The organism is Pseudomonas sp. 14P5.3.2 (genome assembly GCF_057799175.1).
Genome location: NZ_JBYOKU010000008.1, coordinates 106,236 through 120,398, shown reverse-complemented (window position 1 = coordinate 120,398; position 14,163 = coordinate 106,236). Strand labels below are relative to the sequence as shown.

Annotated in this window: 12 protein-coding genes; 6 read left to right on the top strand and 6 right to left on the bottom strand. The window is 61.8% G+C overall.

Annotation, left to right across the window (positions count from 1 at the left end; genetic code table 11):
* Window positions 1-39: 39 nt before the first annotated feature.
* The 5 genes from bioD to bioB all read right to left on the bottom strand — a co-directional run bounded on the left by bioD (window position 40) and on the right by bioB (window position 4,618).
* On the bottom strand, window positions 40-720 hold the full coding sequence (bioD, locus tag AC27VU_RS08950; protein WP_003228900.1) for a dethiobiotin synthase: 681 nt from the start codon (window positions 718-720) through the stop codon (window positions 40-42).
* Window positions 717-1,529, bottom strand: a complete 813-nt coding sequence (gene bioC, locus AC27VU_RS08945; RefSeq protein ID WP_488723893.1) for a malonyl-ACP O-methyltransferase BioC — start codon at window positions 1,527-1,529, stop codon at window positions 717-719. Before bioC ends, bioD begins: the two co-directional genes overlap by 4 nt.
* A complete protein-coding gene (locus AC27VU_RS08940) occupies window positions 1,522-2,253 on the bottom strand; it encodes an alpha/beta fold hydrolase (RefSeq protein ID WP_488723892.1) in 732 nt (243 codons plus the stop codon). The genes bioC and AC27VU_RS08940 overlap by 8 nt, the downstream gene beginning before the upstream one ends.
* On the bottom strand, window positions 2,246-3,424 hold the full coding sequence (gene bioF, locus AC27VU_RS08935) for an 8-amino-7-oxononanoate synthase (protein ID WP_103486458.1): 1,179 nt from the start codon (window positions 3,422-3,424) through the stop codon (window positions 2,246-2,248). Before bioF ends, AC27VU_RS08940 begins: the two co-directional genes overlap by 8 nt.
* Window positions 3,425-3,562: 138 nt before the next feature.
* Window positions 3,563-4,618, bottom strand: a complete 1,056-nt coding sequence (gene bioB / locus AC27VU_RS08930; protein WP_103486447.1) for a biotin synthase BioB — start codon at window positions 4,616-4,618, stop codon at window positions 3,563-3,565.
* Window positions 4,619-4,709: 91 nt separating this feature from the next.
* Here bioB and AC27VU_RS08925 point away from each other — a divergent pair, with 91 nt between their 5' ends.
* The 5 genes from AC27VU_RS08925 to rarD all read left to right on the top strand — a co-directional run bounded on the left by AC27VU_RS08925 (window position 4,710) and on the right by rarD (window position 10,636).
* A complete protein-coding gene (locus tag AC27VU_RS08925; RefSeq protein WP_488723891.1) occupies window positions 4,710-5,444 on the top strand; it encodes a ComFC family protein in 735 nt (244 codons plus the stop codon).
* A 189-nt stretch (window positions 5,445-5,633) separates the two neighbouring features.
* Window positions 5,634-6,398, top strand: coding sequence for a TOBE domain-containing protein (locus AC27VU_RS08920; protein ID WP_400507950.1), 765 nt, complete (start codon window positions 5,634-5,636; stop codon window positions 6,396-6,398).
* A gap of 71 nt (window positions 6,399-6,469) precedes the next feature.
* The gene (locus tag AC27VU_RS08915; RefSeq protein ID WP_247839882.1) at window positions 6,470-8,371 is read left to right on the top strand and encodes a PhoX family protein; all 1,902 of its coding nucleotides are present in this window, start codon (window positions 6,470-6,472) and stop codon (window positions 8,369-8,371) included.
* Window positions 8,372-8,580: 209 nt separating this feature from the next.
* The gene (locus AC27VU_RS08910) at window positions 8,581-9,555 is read left to right on the top strand and encodes a serine/threonine protein kinase (protein WP_488723890.1); all 975 of its coding nucleotides are present in this window, start codon (window positions 8,581-8,583) and stop codon (window positions 9,553-9,555) included.
* 193 nt (window positions 9,556-9,748) lie between these two features.
* Window positions 9,749-10,636, top strand: coding sequence for an EamA family transporter RarD (gene rarD, locus AC27VU_RS08905; protein WP_488723889.1), 888 nt, complete (start codon window positions 9,749-9,751; stop codon window positions 10,634-10,636).
* A 222-nt stretch (window positions 10,637-10,858) separates the two neighbouring features.
* Here the strand turns inward: rarD and AC27VU_RS08900 are convergent, their stop codons facing one another.
* The gene (locus AC27VU_RS08900; RefSeq protein ID WP_003228919.1) at window positions 10,859-11,377 is read right to left on the bottom strand and encodes a glycine cleavage system transcriptional repressor; all 519 of its coding nucleotides are present in this window, start codon (window positions 11,375-11,377) and stop codon (window positions 10,859-10,861) included.
* 606 nt (window positions 11,378-11,983) lie between these two features.
* On the opposite strand from AC27VU_RS08900, the gene AC27VU_RS08895 reads away from it, so the two are divergent.
* Window positions 11,984-14,161, top strand: a complete 2,178-nt coding sequence (locus AC27VU_RS08895; RefSeq protein ID WP_488723888.1) for a malate synthase G — start codon at window positions 11,984-11,986, stop codon at window positions 14,159-14,161.
* The last annotated feature ends 2 nt before the right edge of the window (window positions 14,162-14,163 follow it).

Sequence of the window (14,163 nt, the reverse complement as noted above, 5' to 3'; positions counted from 1 at the left end):
AAATACTGATGGCACAGTGCCTTGTCATAGCCAACAGCATTAATCCAGCAGATCGAGTTGCAGATGATCGGCCACAGCCTCGGCGCTGAGCGATTTCAGTTTCGGTACCCGCCCCAGACACGGCGCCGGAAGCCGCTCGGCCAACGTCGCCAGGTTCTCCTCCAGCCGCGACGTCTTCGGATCGATGATATTCGCCACCCAACCCGCCAGTTGCAGGCCATCGCGAGCAATTGCCTCGGCCGTCAGCAACGCATGGCTGATGCAGCCCAGGCGCACACCCACCACCAGAATCACCGGCAGCTTCAACGCGATGGCCAGATCCGACAGATTGTCCTGATCGGCCAACGGCACCCGCCAGCCACCCGCCCCTTCGATCAACGTGAAATCGGCATTCAGCGCCAGAATTTCGCGCATCGGCGCCAGCAACGATTGCACGGTCAGCGCGACGCCGGCCTCACGCGCTGCCAGATGCGGCGCGATGGCCGGCTCGAATGCCACCGGATTGACCTGTTGATAAGTCAGCGGCACCGAACACTCGGCCAGCAGCGCCAGCGCATCGGCATTGCGCAACCCCTTGGGGGTGACCTCGCAGCCCGAGGCAACCGGTTTCCCCGCCGCCGTACTCAGCCCTGCCGAGCGCGCAGCATGCAGCAACCCGGCAGCCACGGTGGTCTTGCCGACATCGGTGTCAGTCCCGGTGATGAAATAGGCTGCGCTCATAAGGGTTTCTCCAAAACGGCGTAGGCCACCTGGTAAGTCGCCGGCAATCCCTGCGCCTCACGGAACTGCTCGTAAGCCTCGATCAAACCGAGGATCCGCGCGCGCCCGGTCAAGCCACCCGGCCGACCAGGGTTCAGATTGTGCGCGCCGAGCGCCTTGAGTTCGTGGGTCAGGCTGCGCACATCCGGGTAGTGCAGCACATGCGGCTGATTCTGCAGACTCACCGTACGCAAGCCACTGGCGGCACACAACTGCTCATACCGGGCGAACTCGCGGAAGCGGTTGACGTGCACCAAGCCATCGACCTGCCGCCAGCTGTCCCGCAACTCGTACAACGTCCCTACACAAAGACTAGCAAACGCAAAAATCCCACCGGGTTTCAGTATGCGAAAAGCCTCACTGAGCACCGATTCGAAGTCCGCACACCACTGCACTGCAAGGCTGGAAAAGATCAGCTCACAGGTCGAATCCTGCAACGGCAGACGTTCCGCATCGCCAGCGATGAAATGCTGCGCCCCCCCCAAAGGACGGGCGTGATTGAGCATGCCCTCGGCGATATCCAGTGCCAGACCATGACCCTCGACAAATCGCTCGGCCATTGCGCGAGTGAAATACCCGGTGCCGCAACCCAGATCCAGCCACCGCGCCGGCACAAAACCTGCTGGCAAGCGTGCGAGCAACTGCGAACCGACATCACGCTGCAGCTCGGCAACGCTGTCGTAGCTGGCCGCCGCACGTGAGAAAGACGCCGCGACCTGGCGCTTGTCAGGCAAGCCGCCAGGCAGCGCAACAAGAGACAAATCAGTCATCACCGCACTCGTGTAGAAAAGCCTGGATCGCACCCGCCACGCCATGGGGGTCTTCCAGAAGAAATGCATGACTGGCCTGTTCGATCAGACCAATTTCGATATCCGGCAACAGCGCGAACAACGCCCCTGCTGCTTCTGCCGGCACCAGGCCGTCCTGCCCGGCGAACAGATGCAACTGCGGGCCGCGAAAGGCCTGCAACGCTTCACGGGTATCCAGTTGTGCGAGCAATTCCAGGCCGGCCATCAAGGTCTCGGGGGCTGCATTCGGCGCCCCGCCCAGCATCAGCCGCGACAAGCCGCGCGGATCTTGCGCGCCTTGGGCACACAGCAGCGAGAACCGCTTGAGGGTCATTCGCGGGTCGGTCTGGCAGCCGGCGAGAAACGCATCGAACGTCTCGCCGGGCATCGCGCTCGGCCATTGTTCATGGGCGACAAATGAAGGATTGCTCGCCAGTGTCAGCAGCCCGCAGCAATGTTCTCCACGCCTCGCCGCCAACTCGCCGGCAAGCATGCCGCCGAGCGACCAACCGCCCAGCCACACGTCCTGAGGGATCCGTTCATCGAGTTCGTCGAGCCAATTCTGCAAGTCGCAAGAATCGAGTTCCGGCAACGGCTCGATCTCGACATGCAGGTGCTCGTCGAGCCCTTGCAATGCCGCGGCCAGAGGCTCCAGCGGCGAAACGCCGAGGCCCCAGCCGGGCAGCAGAATCAGGCGATCACGCATGGCTTGGCTCCGACGACAGTTGGGCAAAGCAATCGGCCAGTCCTTCCAACAATAGCTGCACCTGCGCCTCGCTGTGGGCGGCGGTCAGGGTCACGCGCAGGCGTGCACTTCCCGCCGGAACGGTAGGCGGACGGATGGCCGTGACCATCAAGCCGCGCTCGCGCAGCATCCGCGACAGGCGCACGGCGCGACCGGCATCGCCGATCAGAATCGGCTGGATCGGGGTGAAGCTGTCCATCAGTTGCAGACCGATCTGCTCGGCCCCTCGACGAAATTGGCGGATCAGCAGGTTAAGGTGCTCACGCCGCCAATGCTCGGTGCGCAGTAATTCCAGACTTTTCAGGGTCGCACAGGCCAGCGCTGGCGGCTGGCTGGTGGTGTAGATGTAGGGCCGGGCGAACTGGATCAGGCTTTCGATCAGCTCTTCACTGCCAGCGACAAAAGCGCCAGCAGTACCGAACGCCTTGCCAAGGGTGCCGACCAGCACCGGCACATCCTCCTGACTCAGACCAAAATGCTCGACGATCCCGCCGCCATTGGCGCCGAGCGGGCCGAAGCCATGGGCATCGTCGACCATCAACCACGCGCCTTTGGCCTTGGCCTCACGCGCCAGCGCCGGCAGATCGGCGAGATCGCCGTCCATGCTGAACACTCCGTCAGTCACCACCAGCGTATTGCCGGTGGCTTTCTCCAGCCGCTTGGCCAGGCTGTCGGCGTCGTTGTGCAGGTAACGATTGAACCGCGCGCCGGACAACAGACCGGCATCCAGCAACGACGCGTGGTTGAGCCGGTCTTCCAGCACCGTATCGCCCTGCCCGACCAGCGCCGTGACCGCACCGAGGTTGGCCATGTAGCCGGTGGTGAACAGCAACGCACGGGGCCGGCCGGTGAGATCGGCGAGGGCTTCTTCCAGTGCGTGATGCGGGCCGCTGTGACCGATCACCAGATGCGACGCGCCACCGCCCACACCCCAGCGCTCGGCACCGGCGCGCCAGGCTTCGATCACCTGCGGATGATTGGCCAGGCCAAGGTAATCGTTGTTACAGAACGCCAGCAACGGCTGGCCGTCGACCACCACTTCAGGCCCCTGCGGGGACTCGAGCAGCGGGCGCTGACGATAGAGATTTTCGGCACGGCGGGCAGCAAGGCGTGCGGCGAGATCGAAAGACATGCAGGCCTCGAAAAGTCAGTGATAGCTCTGTAGGAGCTGCCGCAGGCTGCGATCTTTTGATGTTGATTTTTTACAGCAAGATCAAAAGATCGCAGCCTTCGGCAGCTCCTACAGGGGGTTTTGCGTTTCGAGCGAAGATCAGACCGCAGCGTTATAGAACTGCTCGCTGCTCTTCTGCTCCACCAACGCCTGCTCGATCGCGGCCTGATGCACCTCGTCGGAATGCTCTTCGCGCGCTTCCGGTTGAATGCCCAGGCGCGCGAACAGTTGCATGTCCTTGTCGGCCTGCGGGTTGGCGGTGGTCAGCAGTTTGTCGCCGTAGAAAATCGAGTTGGCACCGGCAAGGAATGCCAACGCTTGCATCTGCTCATTCATCGCCTCACGGCCGGCGGACAGGCGCACGTGGGATTGCGGCATGAGGATGCGCGCCACGGCGAGCATGCGGATGAAGTCGAACGGATCGACGTCATCGGCGTTTTCCAGCGGCGTGCCGGCGACCTTCACCAGCATGTTGATCGGCACCGACTCTGGATGCTCAGGCAGGTTGGCCAACTGGATCAGCAAGTTGGCGCGGTCATCCAGCGACTCGCCCATGCCGAGAATGCCGCCGGAGCAGATCTTCATCCCCGACTCACGCACGTAGGCCAGCGTCTGCAAGCGTTCGCTGTAGGTGCGGGTGGTGATGATGCTGCCGTAGAACTCCGGCGAGGTGTCGAGGTTGTGGTTGTAGTAATCGAGGCCAGCCTTGGCCAGCGCCTCGGTCTGTTCCTGATCGAGACGACCGAGGGTCATGCAGGTTTCCAGGCCCATGGCCTTCACGCCTTCGACCATCTTCAGCACATACGGCATGTCTTTGGCCGACGGGTGCTTCCACGCCGCGCCCATGCAGAAACGGGTCGAGCCGATGGCTTTGGCGCGGGCAGCCTCTTCGAGGACTTTCTGCACTTCCATCAGCTTTTCTTTTTCCAGGCCGGTGTTGTAGTGACCGGACTGCGGGCAGTACTTGCAGTCTTCCGGGCAGGCACCGGTCTTGATCGACAGCAGCGTGGAAACCTGCACGCGGTTGGCGTTGAAATGGGCGCGGTGCACCGTCTGCGCCTGGAACAGCAAGTCGTTGAATGGCTGTACGAAGAGCGCTTTGACTTCGGCTAAAGACCAGTCGTGACGCAGGGTGGCAGAGGTGCTGGCGCTCATGGGCAGTTCCTTGGTTATGCTTGGCTGGCGGCTGCGGGAACGGAATACCCACAGGCGCGACACGGATGTTCGGCATATTTAAGGAAGAGTCATGCGCTGTCAACCACGACACGAACAACAGGTTTACATCTGTTTAAAAAACGTACAGACCTGCTTGCTGTGCGATGAGCCCGCAGAAGCAGAAATGCCAATTTGCGTCGCCTGCGAAACCGATCTGCCCTGGCTCGGCGACCACTGCCAGAGCTGCGCCTTGCCGCTGCCCAGCACTGGCCTGACCTGCGGCGGGTGCCTGCTAGAGCCGCCGGCGTTCGAACAGGTGGTGGTGCCATGGCGCTATGACTTCCCGGTGGACAGTTTGATTACGCGTTTTAAACACAACGCGAAATGGCCGTTTGGTCACCTGCTCGCCGACGTTGCCGGACAATACCTGCAACATCGCTTCGATGAAGGTTTGCCGCGACCCGACCTATTGGTGCCGGTGCCACTGGCCAGCAAACGTCTGCGTCAACGTGGGTTCAATCAAGCGGCAATGCTGGGGCGATGGTTGAGCCAACAGCTGGATCTGCCTTTTGAGGAACAGGCTCTACGGCGGATTCACGACACCAGCGCCCAACAGGATCTCGACGCCAAGGCACGCAAGCGCAACTTGCGTCACGCCTTCGCCCTGGCCCCGGACGCAGAGGTGAAAGGTCGGCACTTCGCATTGATCGATGACGTGCTGACCACCGGCGCCACGGCCCAGGCACTGGCGCGACTGTTAAAAGATGCCGGTGCAGCGCGGGTTGACGTGTATTGCCTGGCGCGCACGCCAAAACCGGGGACTTGAGAATCGGCACAATCCCATTGTGGGAGCGGGCTTGCTCGCGAAGGGGCCTGTACATTCAGCATCTATGGCGACTGACACACCGCCTTCGCGAGCAAGCCCGCTCCCACCGGGGGACAGCGTGTGGCTTGACTCTTGTGGTGCAAGCCGCCAACTTCACTTCCCACCGTCACTGTGAAAAAGCCCCCACCAATGTCCCTGCCCACCCTGTTGTCCCAGCACATCGTCCGCCGTCCGCAGCGCATCGCCCTGCTGCAACACATTGCCGAACAGGGCTCGATCACCCGCGCCGCGAAAAGCGCCGGGCTCAGTTACAAAGCCGCTTGGGATGCAATCGACGAGTTGAACAACCTGGCGCAGAAACCGCTGGTGGAACGCGCGGTCGGTGGCAAGGGCGGCGGTGGCGCCAGATTGTCCAGCGAAGGCGAACGGGTGTTGCGCCTTTATCAAAAGCTGCAGGCCTTGCAGGCGCAGGTGCTGGAAGCCGCCGAAGACGCCAGCGATCTGGACCTGCTCGGGCGCCTGATGCTGCGCACCAGCGCGCGCAACCAGTTGCACGGCAAAGTCGTCGCCATCGAAGGTCAGGGCCGCAACGACCTGATTCGCCTAGAACTGGCCGAAGGCCTGTGGATCAACGCGCAGATCACCCACGACAGCACCGTGCACCTGGAACTGCAACCGGGCACCGAAGTGGTGGCACTGATCAAGGCCGGCTGGCTTGAATTGCTGGCCCCGGAGCAAGTTGCAACATCTGGACACAATCTTCTGCAGGGCACCATTGAAGCCATTCTCGATGCCGAGGACGGCCCCAGCGAAGTGCGCATCACCCTGCCCAACGGCCAGACGCTCTGCGCTCTGGCGGAGCCGCTGCAGCTTCGCACCCGCAAGCTGAGTGTCGAGCAACCGGTGCAAGTGCAATTCTCGCCGTCCAATGTGCTGATCGGCACGCCGCTGTAACGGACTTTCTGCAACAAAAGCTTCATCGCCCCCCATTAAGGTTGCTGCCAAAACCAAGCAGGGAGCCTGATGTGAGCCTATTAGAAGAAAACCAATCGACTGATCTGGAAAAAATGGTCGGCCTCAGCCGTCGCGGTTTCATCAGCGCCGGGGCACTGTGCGGCGCCGCCATGTTCCTCGGCGGCAACCTGCTGAGCCGCAGCGCGCTGGCCACCGGCATCAGCGCCGGCAACAGCCGCCTGCTCGGTTTCGAGAGCATTCCCGCCGCGACCACTGACGTCATCAGCCTGCCTAAGGGCTACAAGTCCTCGGTGCTGATCAGTTGGGGTCAACCATTGCACAAGAACGGCCCGGCGTTCGACCCGAGCGGCAATGGCACCGCCGCCGCCCAGGAAGTGCAGTTCGGCGACAACAACGACGGCATGAGCCTGTTCGAATTCCCCGACGACCGAAACCGTGCGTTGATGGCGATCAACAACGAATACACCAACTACCGCTACCTCTACCCGCACGGCGGCATGCCGCAATCGGCCGAAGACGTGCGCAAGGCGCTGGCCTGCGAAGGGGTGTCGGTGATCGAAGTGCAGCGCAAAAATGGTCAGTGGCAGTTCGTCCAGGGCTCGCGCTACAACCGCCGCATCCACGGCAACTCGCCGCTGCGCATCAGCGGCCCGGCGGCCGGTCATGAGCTGATGAAGACGGCCGCCGACAAGCACGGCAAGAAAGTCCTCGGCACCTTCCAGAACTGCGCCAACGGCAAGACGCCGTGGGGCACCTACCTGACCTGCGAAGAAAACTTCACCGACTGCTTCGGCAGCAGCAACGCGCAGCAGCAGTTCGACCCGGCACAAAAGCGCTACGGCGTGTCGGCCGCCAGCCGCGAAATCAACTGGCACCCGTTCGACCCGCGTTTCGACATGGCCAAGAATCCCAACGAACTCAACCGTCACGGCTGGGTGGTCGAGATCGATCCGTTCGATCCGCAATCGACCCCGGTCAAGCGCACCGCGTTGGGTCGCTTCAAGCATGAAAACGCCGCCCTCGCCGAGACCGATGACGGTCGCGCCGTGGTGTACATGGGCGACGACGAACGCGGCGAGTTCATCTACAAATTCGTCAGCCGCGACCGCATCAACCATCGCAACCCGAAAGCCAACCGCGACCTCCTCGACCACGGCACGCTGTACGTGGCCAAGTTCGACGCCGGTGACGGCAACCCGGATCACCCGAAGGGCCAGGGCCAGTGGATCGAACTGACCCACGGCAAGAACGGCATCGACGCCAGCAGCGGTTTCGCCGATCAGGCCGAAGTGCTGATCCACGCCCGCCTCGCCGCCAGTGTGGTCGGCGCCACGCGCATGGACCGCCCGGAGTGGATCGTGGTCAGCCCGAAGGACGGCCAGGTTTATTGCACCCTGACCAACAACGCCAAGCGCGGCGAAGACGGGCAGCCAGTGGGCGGGCCGAACCCGCGCGCGAAGAACGTCTACGGGCAGATCCTGCGCTGGCGCACCGACCGCGACGATCATGCGGCGAAAACTTTCGCCTGGGACCTGTTTGTGGTCGCCGGCAATCCGGGTGTGCATGCCGGCACGCCGAAGGGCGGCTCGTCGAACATCACCCCGCAGAACATGTTCAACAGCCCGGACGGTCTGGGCTTCGACAAGGCTGGGCGCTTGTGGATTCTCACCGATGGCGATTCGAGCAACGCCGGGGACTTTGCCGGGATGGGCAACAACCAGATGCTCTGTGCCGATCCCAAGACCGGCGAGATTCGCCGGTTCATGGTCGGGCCGATTGGTTGCGAAGTCACCGGGATCAGCTTCTCGCCGGACCAGAAAACCCTGTTTGTCGGGATTCAGCACCCGGGCGAAAACGGCGGTTCGACCTTCCCCGAGCATCTGCCGAATGGCAAGCCACGGTCTTCGGTGATGGCGATTACTCGTGAGGATGGCGGGATCGTCGGCGCCTGATAAACCGCTTTCGCGAGCAAGCCCGCTCCCACATTGGATCGGCTGAGTGCATGAGATGGTCGGCACACCGGAGATCCACTGTGGGAGGGGGCTTGCTCCCGAAGAGGCCCTTCCAGGCAGCCCACTATTTAAGGCAAAACCCTCAACCTCCACAGTCTGCGCTACCATGCTGGGCCGGACGCGGCAGCCTGCTGCGCGCAGGAGTCAGCATGGCCCACCCGTTTGAAACCCTTACCCCCGACCTTGTACTCGATGCCGTCGAAAGCATCGGGTTTCTCAGTGATGCGCGCATTCTCGCGCTCAACAGCTATGAGAACCGCGTTTATCAGGTCGGTATCGAAGACTCCGAACCGCTGATCGCCAAGTTCTATCGTCCGCAGCGCTGGACCAACGAAGCCATCCTCGAAGAACACCAGTTCACCTTCGAACTGGCCGACGTCGAAATCCCGGTGGTGGCGCCGCTGATCCACAACGGTCAGACCCTGCACGAACACGCGGGTTTCCGTTTCACCCTGTTCCCCCGTCGTGGCGGTCGCGCGCCGGAGCCGGGCAATCTCGATCAGTTGTATCGCCTCGGCCAGTTACTCGGGCGGATTCATGCGGTCGGCGCGACCAAGCCGTTCGAACACCGTGAAGCACTCGGCGTGCAGAACTTCGGCCATGCCTCGCTGGCGACGTTGCTTGAAGGCAACTTCATCCCCAAGAGCCTGCTGCCAGCCTACGAGTCCGTGGCCCGCGACTTGCTCAAGCGTGTCGAAGACGTCTACGCCAACACACCGCACCAGAACATCCGCATGCACGGCGACTGCCACCCCGGCAACATGATGTGCCGCGATGAAATGTTCCACATCGTCGACCTCGACGACTGCCGCATGGGCCCGGCCGTGCAGGACATCTGGATGATGCTCGCCGGCGACCGTCAGGAATGCCTGGGCCAGCTCTCGGAGCTGATGGACGGCTACAACGAATTCCACGACTTCGATCCGCGTGAACTGGCGCTGATCGAACCGCTGCGCGCCCTGCGCCTGATGCACTACAGCGCCTGGCTGGCGCGGCGCTGGGACGACCCGGCGTTCCCGCACAGCTTTCCGTGGTTCGGCACCGAACGTTATTGGGGCGATCAGGTGTTGGCGTTGCGCGAACAGCTTTCGGCGCTGAATGAAGAACCCCTGAAACTGTTCTGATTCACCACAAACCATTGTGGGAGGGGGCTTGCTCCCGAAGGCGGTGTGTCAGGCAATTATTCTGCTGCTGATACACCGCATTCGCGAGCAAGCCCGCTCCCACATTTGGCCAGTGTTCACAAATTCAAAACTCATTCGCCACCAAATCTCCTTACAATCCCTGCTTTGTCAGCTGCCTAAGCAAGGATTCTGCATGCAAGCCGCCAACCCGCGTCGCGGGTACATTCTGGGCCTGAGTGCCTACATCATCTGGGGCCTGTTCCCGATCTACTTCAAAGCCATCGCCGAAGTTCCCGCTGTCGAGATCATCATTCACCGCGTGCTGTGGTCGGCGCTGTTCGGCGCCTTGCTGCTGATGGTGTGGAAGCATCCCGGTTGGTTGCGTGAGTTGCTCGACAACCCGAAACGTCTGGCGATTCTGGCCTTGAGTGGCACCTTGATTGCGGCCAACTGGCTGACATACGTGTGGTCGGTGAACAACGGGCGCATGCTCGAAGCGAGCCTTGGTTACTACATCAACCCGCTGGTCAACGTGCTGCTTGGGATGCTGCTGCTCGGCGAACGTCTGCGGCGCATGCAGTGGGTCGCGGTGGGCCTGGCGGCCATCGGCGTGGCGCAGCAGGTGTGGCAGGTCGGCAGTCTGCCGTGGGTGTCGCTGGTGCTGGCGCTGACCTTCGGTTTTTACGGCTTGATCCGCAAACAGGCGCCGGTCAAGGCCTTGCCGGGGCTGGTGGTGGAAACGTGGATGCTGGTGCCGATCGCCTTCGCCTGGTTGCTGTTCAACCAGACCGCAACCAGCGCACAACCGGCGTTCTGGACCACCTCCCAAGCCTGGTGGCTGGTGGCTGCCGGCCCGGTGACGCTGGTGCCGCTGGTGTGCTTCAACGCCGCTACCCGGCACTTGCCCTACACCACCATCGGCTTCCTGCAATACCTGGCGCCAACGCTGGTACTGCTGCAGGCGGTGCTGCTGTTTGGTGAGCATTTGTCGTCGAGCACGCTGATCGCGTTCATTTTCATCTGGGCCGGTCTGGCCGTTTACAGCGTCGATGCAGTGATCAGTTTGCGTCGGCGCAGCTGATCAAAAAACGCACAAAGCTTCGCAGGCCACGGTTCTCGTGGCCTGCAACGTTCCTTCCCAAGGTTATCCACAGCGTGATCCCCGCCGTTTGTGCGCAAGTCACTGAATGCTGGCGGTTTTTTGATCAGTTCCCGGCAAGCCACGGCTGACGCGGGTTTGCGCCCGGTCTCTACAGGTTATCCACAGGCAGGTGCACGTTAAAACTGGATAACCCGGCGGCGCTTAAAGGTCTGTGCGTAACACCAGTTCGACCATCAGATCATCGGCCAGGGTTTCCAGCCGCGATTGCAGCACGTCCAGCGACAGGGTCAGCGGCACCGCCAGAATCGCTTCGGCGTGAAACAACGGCTCGCTGCTCATCGGCGCCGGGCGCACTTCGGTCACCAGCCGTTCGAGGTTCACCCCCTGCTCGCTGAGCAAGCGAGTGATGTCGCGCACGATGCCCGGGCGGTCATTGCCCACCAACTCCATGGCGATCGGTTTCCAGGTGCAGGACTGCTCGATGCCACTCTCGGCGATCAGCACGCGAATGCCCTGTGCCGCCAGTGCTTGTAAGGCATCGACTAATTCGTCGTAAGCCTCCGCCGGTACGCCCACCCGCAGAATCCCGGCGAACTGCCCGGCCATCCGTGACATGCGGCTTTCCAGCCAGTTACCGCCATGTTCGGCGATGCATTGGGCGATGCGCTCGACCTGCCCGGGCTTGTCCGGGGCAAACACAGTGAGTACGAGATGGTCCATGGCGCCGCCCTCTTGTCATGACTTTTGTTATAGAAAGGCAAGTATAGGCAAGCACCGACATTCAGCCGCCATGCTCAAGTGAACAACACCTGTGGCGAGGGAGCTTGCTCCCGCTGGCGGCCGCAGGACGCCCTCTCCAGTCAGTCATAGCTTTTGCGGGTGCTTCGCCCCCGAGCGGGAGCAAGCTCCCTCGCCACAAATGCAGGCTCAGCGAAGCTGAATGGAAGCCGCACAGGATTTATGTGTACAACTTTTTATATTTAGCTGGAACAATCCGATGGTTTTTTGAGAACATCCCGTTCCGCGACGTGACCGCAATGCGTCATGAGGTCGCAGAACGACGTAATTAGTCTGATTTTCACAAGCGCAACGCATCATGTAGTATGCCTCGGCGCGCACTACATAACGCTGGATCGATGTCTGCCCAAGGCACGTTCGCAACCTTGAAAGCCCCGTCAGCAAGGCCCCCAAGCCGTTGATTGGTCCCAGCCCAGCCGCCAGCAATGGCATGTACTGGTCGGAAGGTTTGTGGTTTAAATGGCCAGAGGCTTCATTGTCAAATTGAAGAGCTGAAAAGCGAAATAGCTGAGCAGAGTGAGGCAAGCAATGACTGAACACGTTCAAGTCGGTGGCCTGCAGGTCGCCAAAGTCCTGTTCGACTTCGTGAACAACGAAGCCATTCCCGGTACCGGCCTCACCGCCGAAAAATTCTGGGAAGGTGCCGACAAGGTCATTCATGACCTGGCGCCGAAGAACAAAGCCCTACTCGCCAAACGCGATGACTTCCAGGCTCGCCTTGATGCCTGGCACCAGGAACATGCCGGCCAGGCGCACGACGCCGTGGCTTACAAAGCCTTCCTGCAAGAAATCGGTTATCTGCTGCCAGAAGCGGCTGATTTCCAGGCAACGACGCAAAATGTCGATGATGAAATCGCCCGTACCGCCGGCCCGCAACTCGTGGTGCCGGTGATGAACGCCCGCTTTGCCCTCAACGCCTCGAACGCCCGCTGGGGTTCGCTGTACGACGCCCTCTATGGCACCGACGCGATCAGCGAAGACGGTGGCGCGGAAAAAGGCAAAGGCTACAACAAGGTGCGTGGCGATAAAGTCATCGCCTTCGCCCGTGCGTTCCTCGACGAAGCAGCGCCCCTGGCCGCCGGTTCCCACGTCGATTCGACGGCTTACAAGATCGCTGACGGCAAACTGCTGGTCACCCTCAAGGGCGGCAGCAACACCGGCCTGCGCAACGATGCACAGCTGATCGGCTTCCAGGGCGATGCCAATGCCCCGATCGCGATCCTGCTGAAGAACCACGGCCTGCATTTCGAAATCCAGATCGACGCCAGCACCCCGGTCGGCCAGACCGATGCCGCCGGCGTCAAAGACATCCTGATGGAAGCGGCACTGACCACCATCATGGACTGCGAAGACTCCGTGGCCGCCGTCGATGCCGACGACAAAGTGGTGATCTACCGCAACTGGCTCGGCCTGATGAAGGGCGACCTGTCCGAAGAAGTCGCCAAGGGCGGCCAGACCTTCACCCGCACCATGAACCCGGATCGCAGCTACACCACGCCCAATGGCGGCGAAGTGACCCTGCATGGCCGCTCGCTGTTGTTCGTGCGCAACGTCGGTCACCTGATGACCATCGACGCGATCCTGGACAAGGACGGCAACGAAGTGCCGGAAGGCATCCTCGACGGTCTGGTGACGTGCCTGGCGGCGATGCACAACCTCAACGGCAACACCTCGCGCAAGAACACTCGCACCGGCTCGGTCTACATCGTTAAACCGAAGATGCACGGCCCGGAAGAAGCGGCGTTCACCAACGAGCTGTTCGGTCGCATCGAAGATGTACTGAGCCTCAAGCGCAACACCTTGAAAGTCGGGATCATGGACGAGGAGCGCCGCACCACGGTCAACCTCAAGGCCTGCATCAAGGCTGCGAGCGAGCGCGTGGTGTTCATCAACACTGGCTTCCTCGACCGTACCGGCGACGAAATCCACACTTCCATGGAAGCCGGCCCGATGGTGCGCAAGGCCGACATGAAGGCCGAGAAGTGGATCGGCGCCTACGAAAACTGGAACGTCGATATCGGTCTGAGCACCGGCCTGCAAGGTCGTGCACAAATCGGTAAAGGCATGTGGGCGATGCCCGACCTGATGGCGGCGATGCTCGAACAGAAAATCGCTCACCCGCTGGCCGGTGCCAACACCGCCTGGGTACCGTCGCCGACCGCGGCTGCGCTGCACGCGCTGCATTACCACAAGGTCGACGTGTTCGCCCGTCAGGCCGAACTGGCCAAGCGTGCCCGTGCTTCGGTGGACGACATCCTGACCATTCCGCTGGCGGTCAACCCAAGCTGGACGCCGGAGCAGATCAAGAACGAACTGGACAACAACGCCCAGGGCATTCTCGGTTACGTGGTGCGCTGGATCGACCAGGGCGTGGGTTGCTCGAAGGTGCCGGACATCAATGACGTCGGCCTGATGGAAGACCGTGCAACGCTGCGGATATCCAGCCAGCACATCGCCAACTGGCTGCGCCACGGTATCGTCACCGAAGCGCAAGTGATGGAAAGCCTCAAGCGCATGGCGCCGGTGGTCGACCGTCAGAACGCGAACGACCCGCTGTACCGTCCGCTGGCACCGAACTTCGACAGCAACATCGCCTTCCAGGCGGCGGTCGAACTGGTGATCGAAGGCACCAAACAGCCGAACGGCTACACCGAGCCGGTACTGCACCGTCGTCGTCGCGAGTTCAAGAAGGCCAACGGCCTGTAACT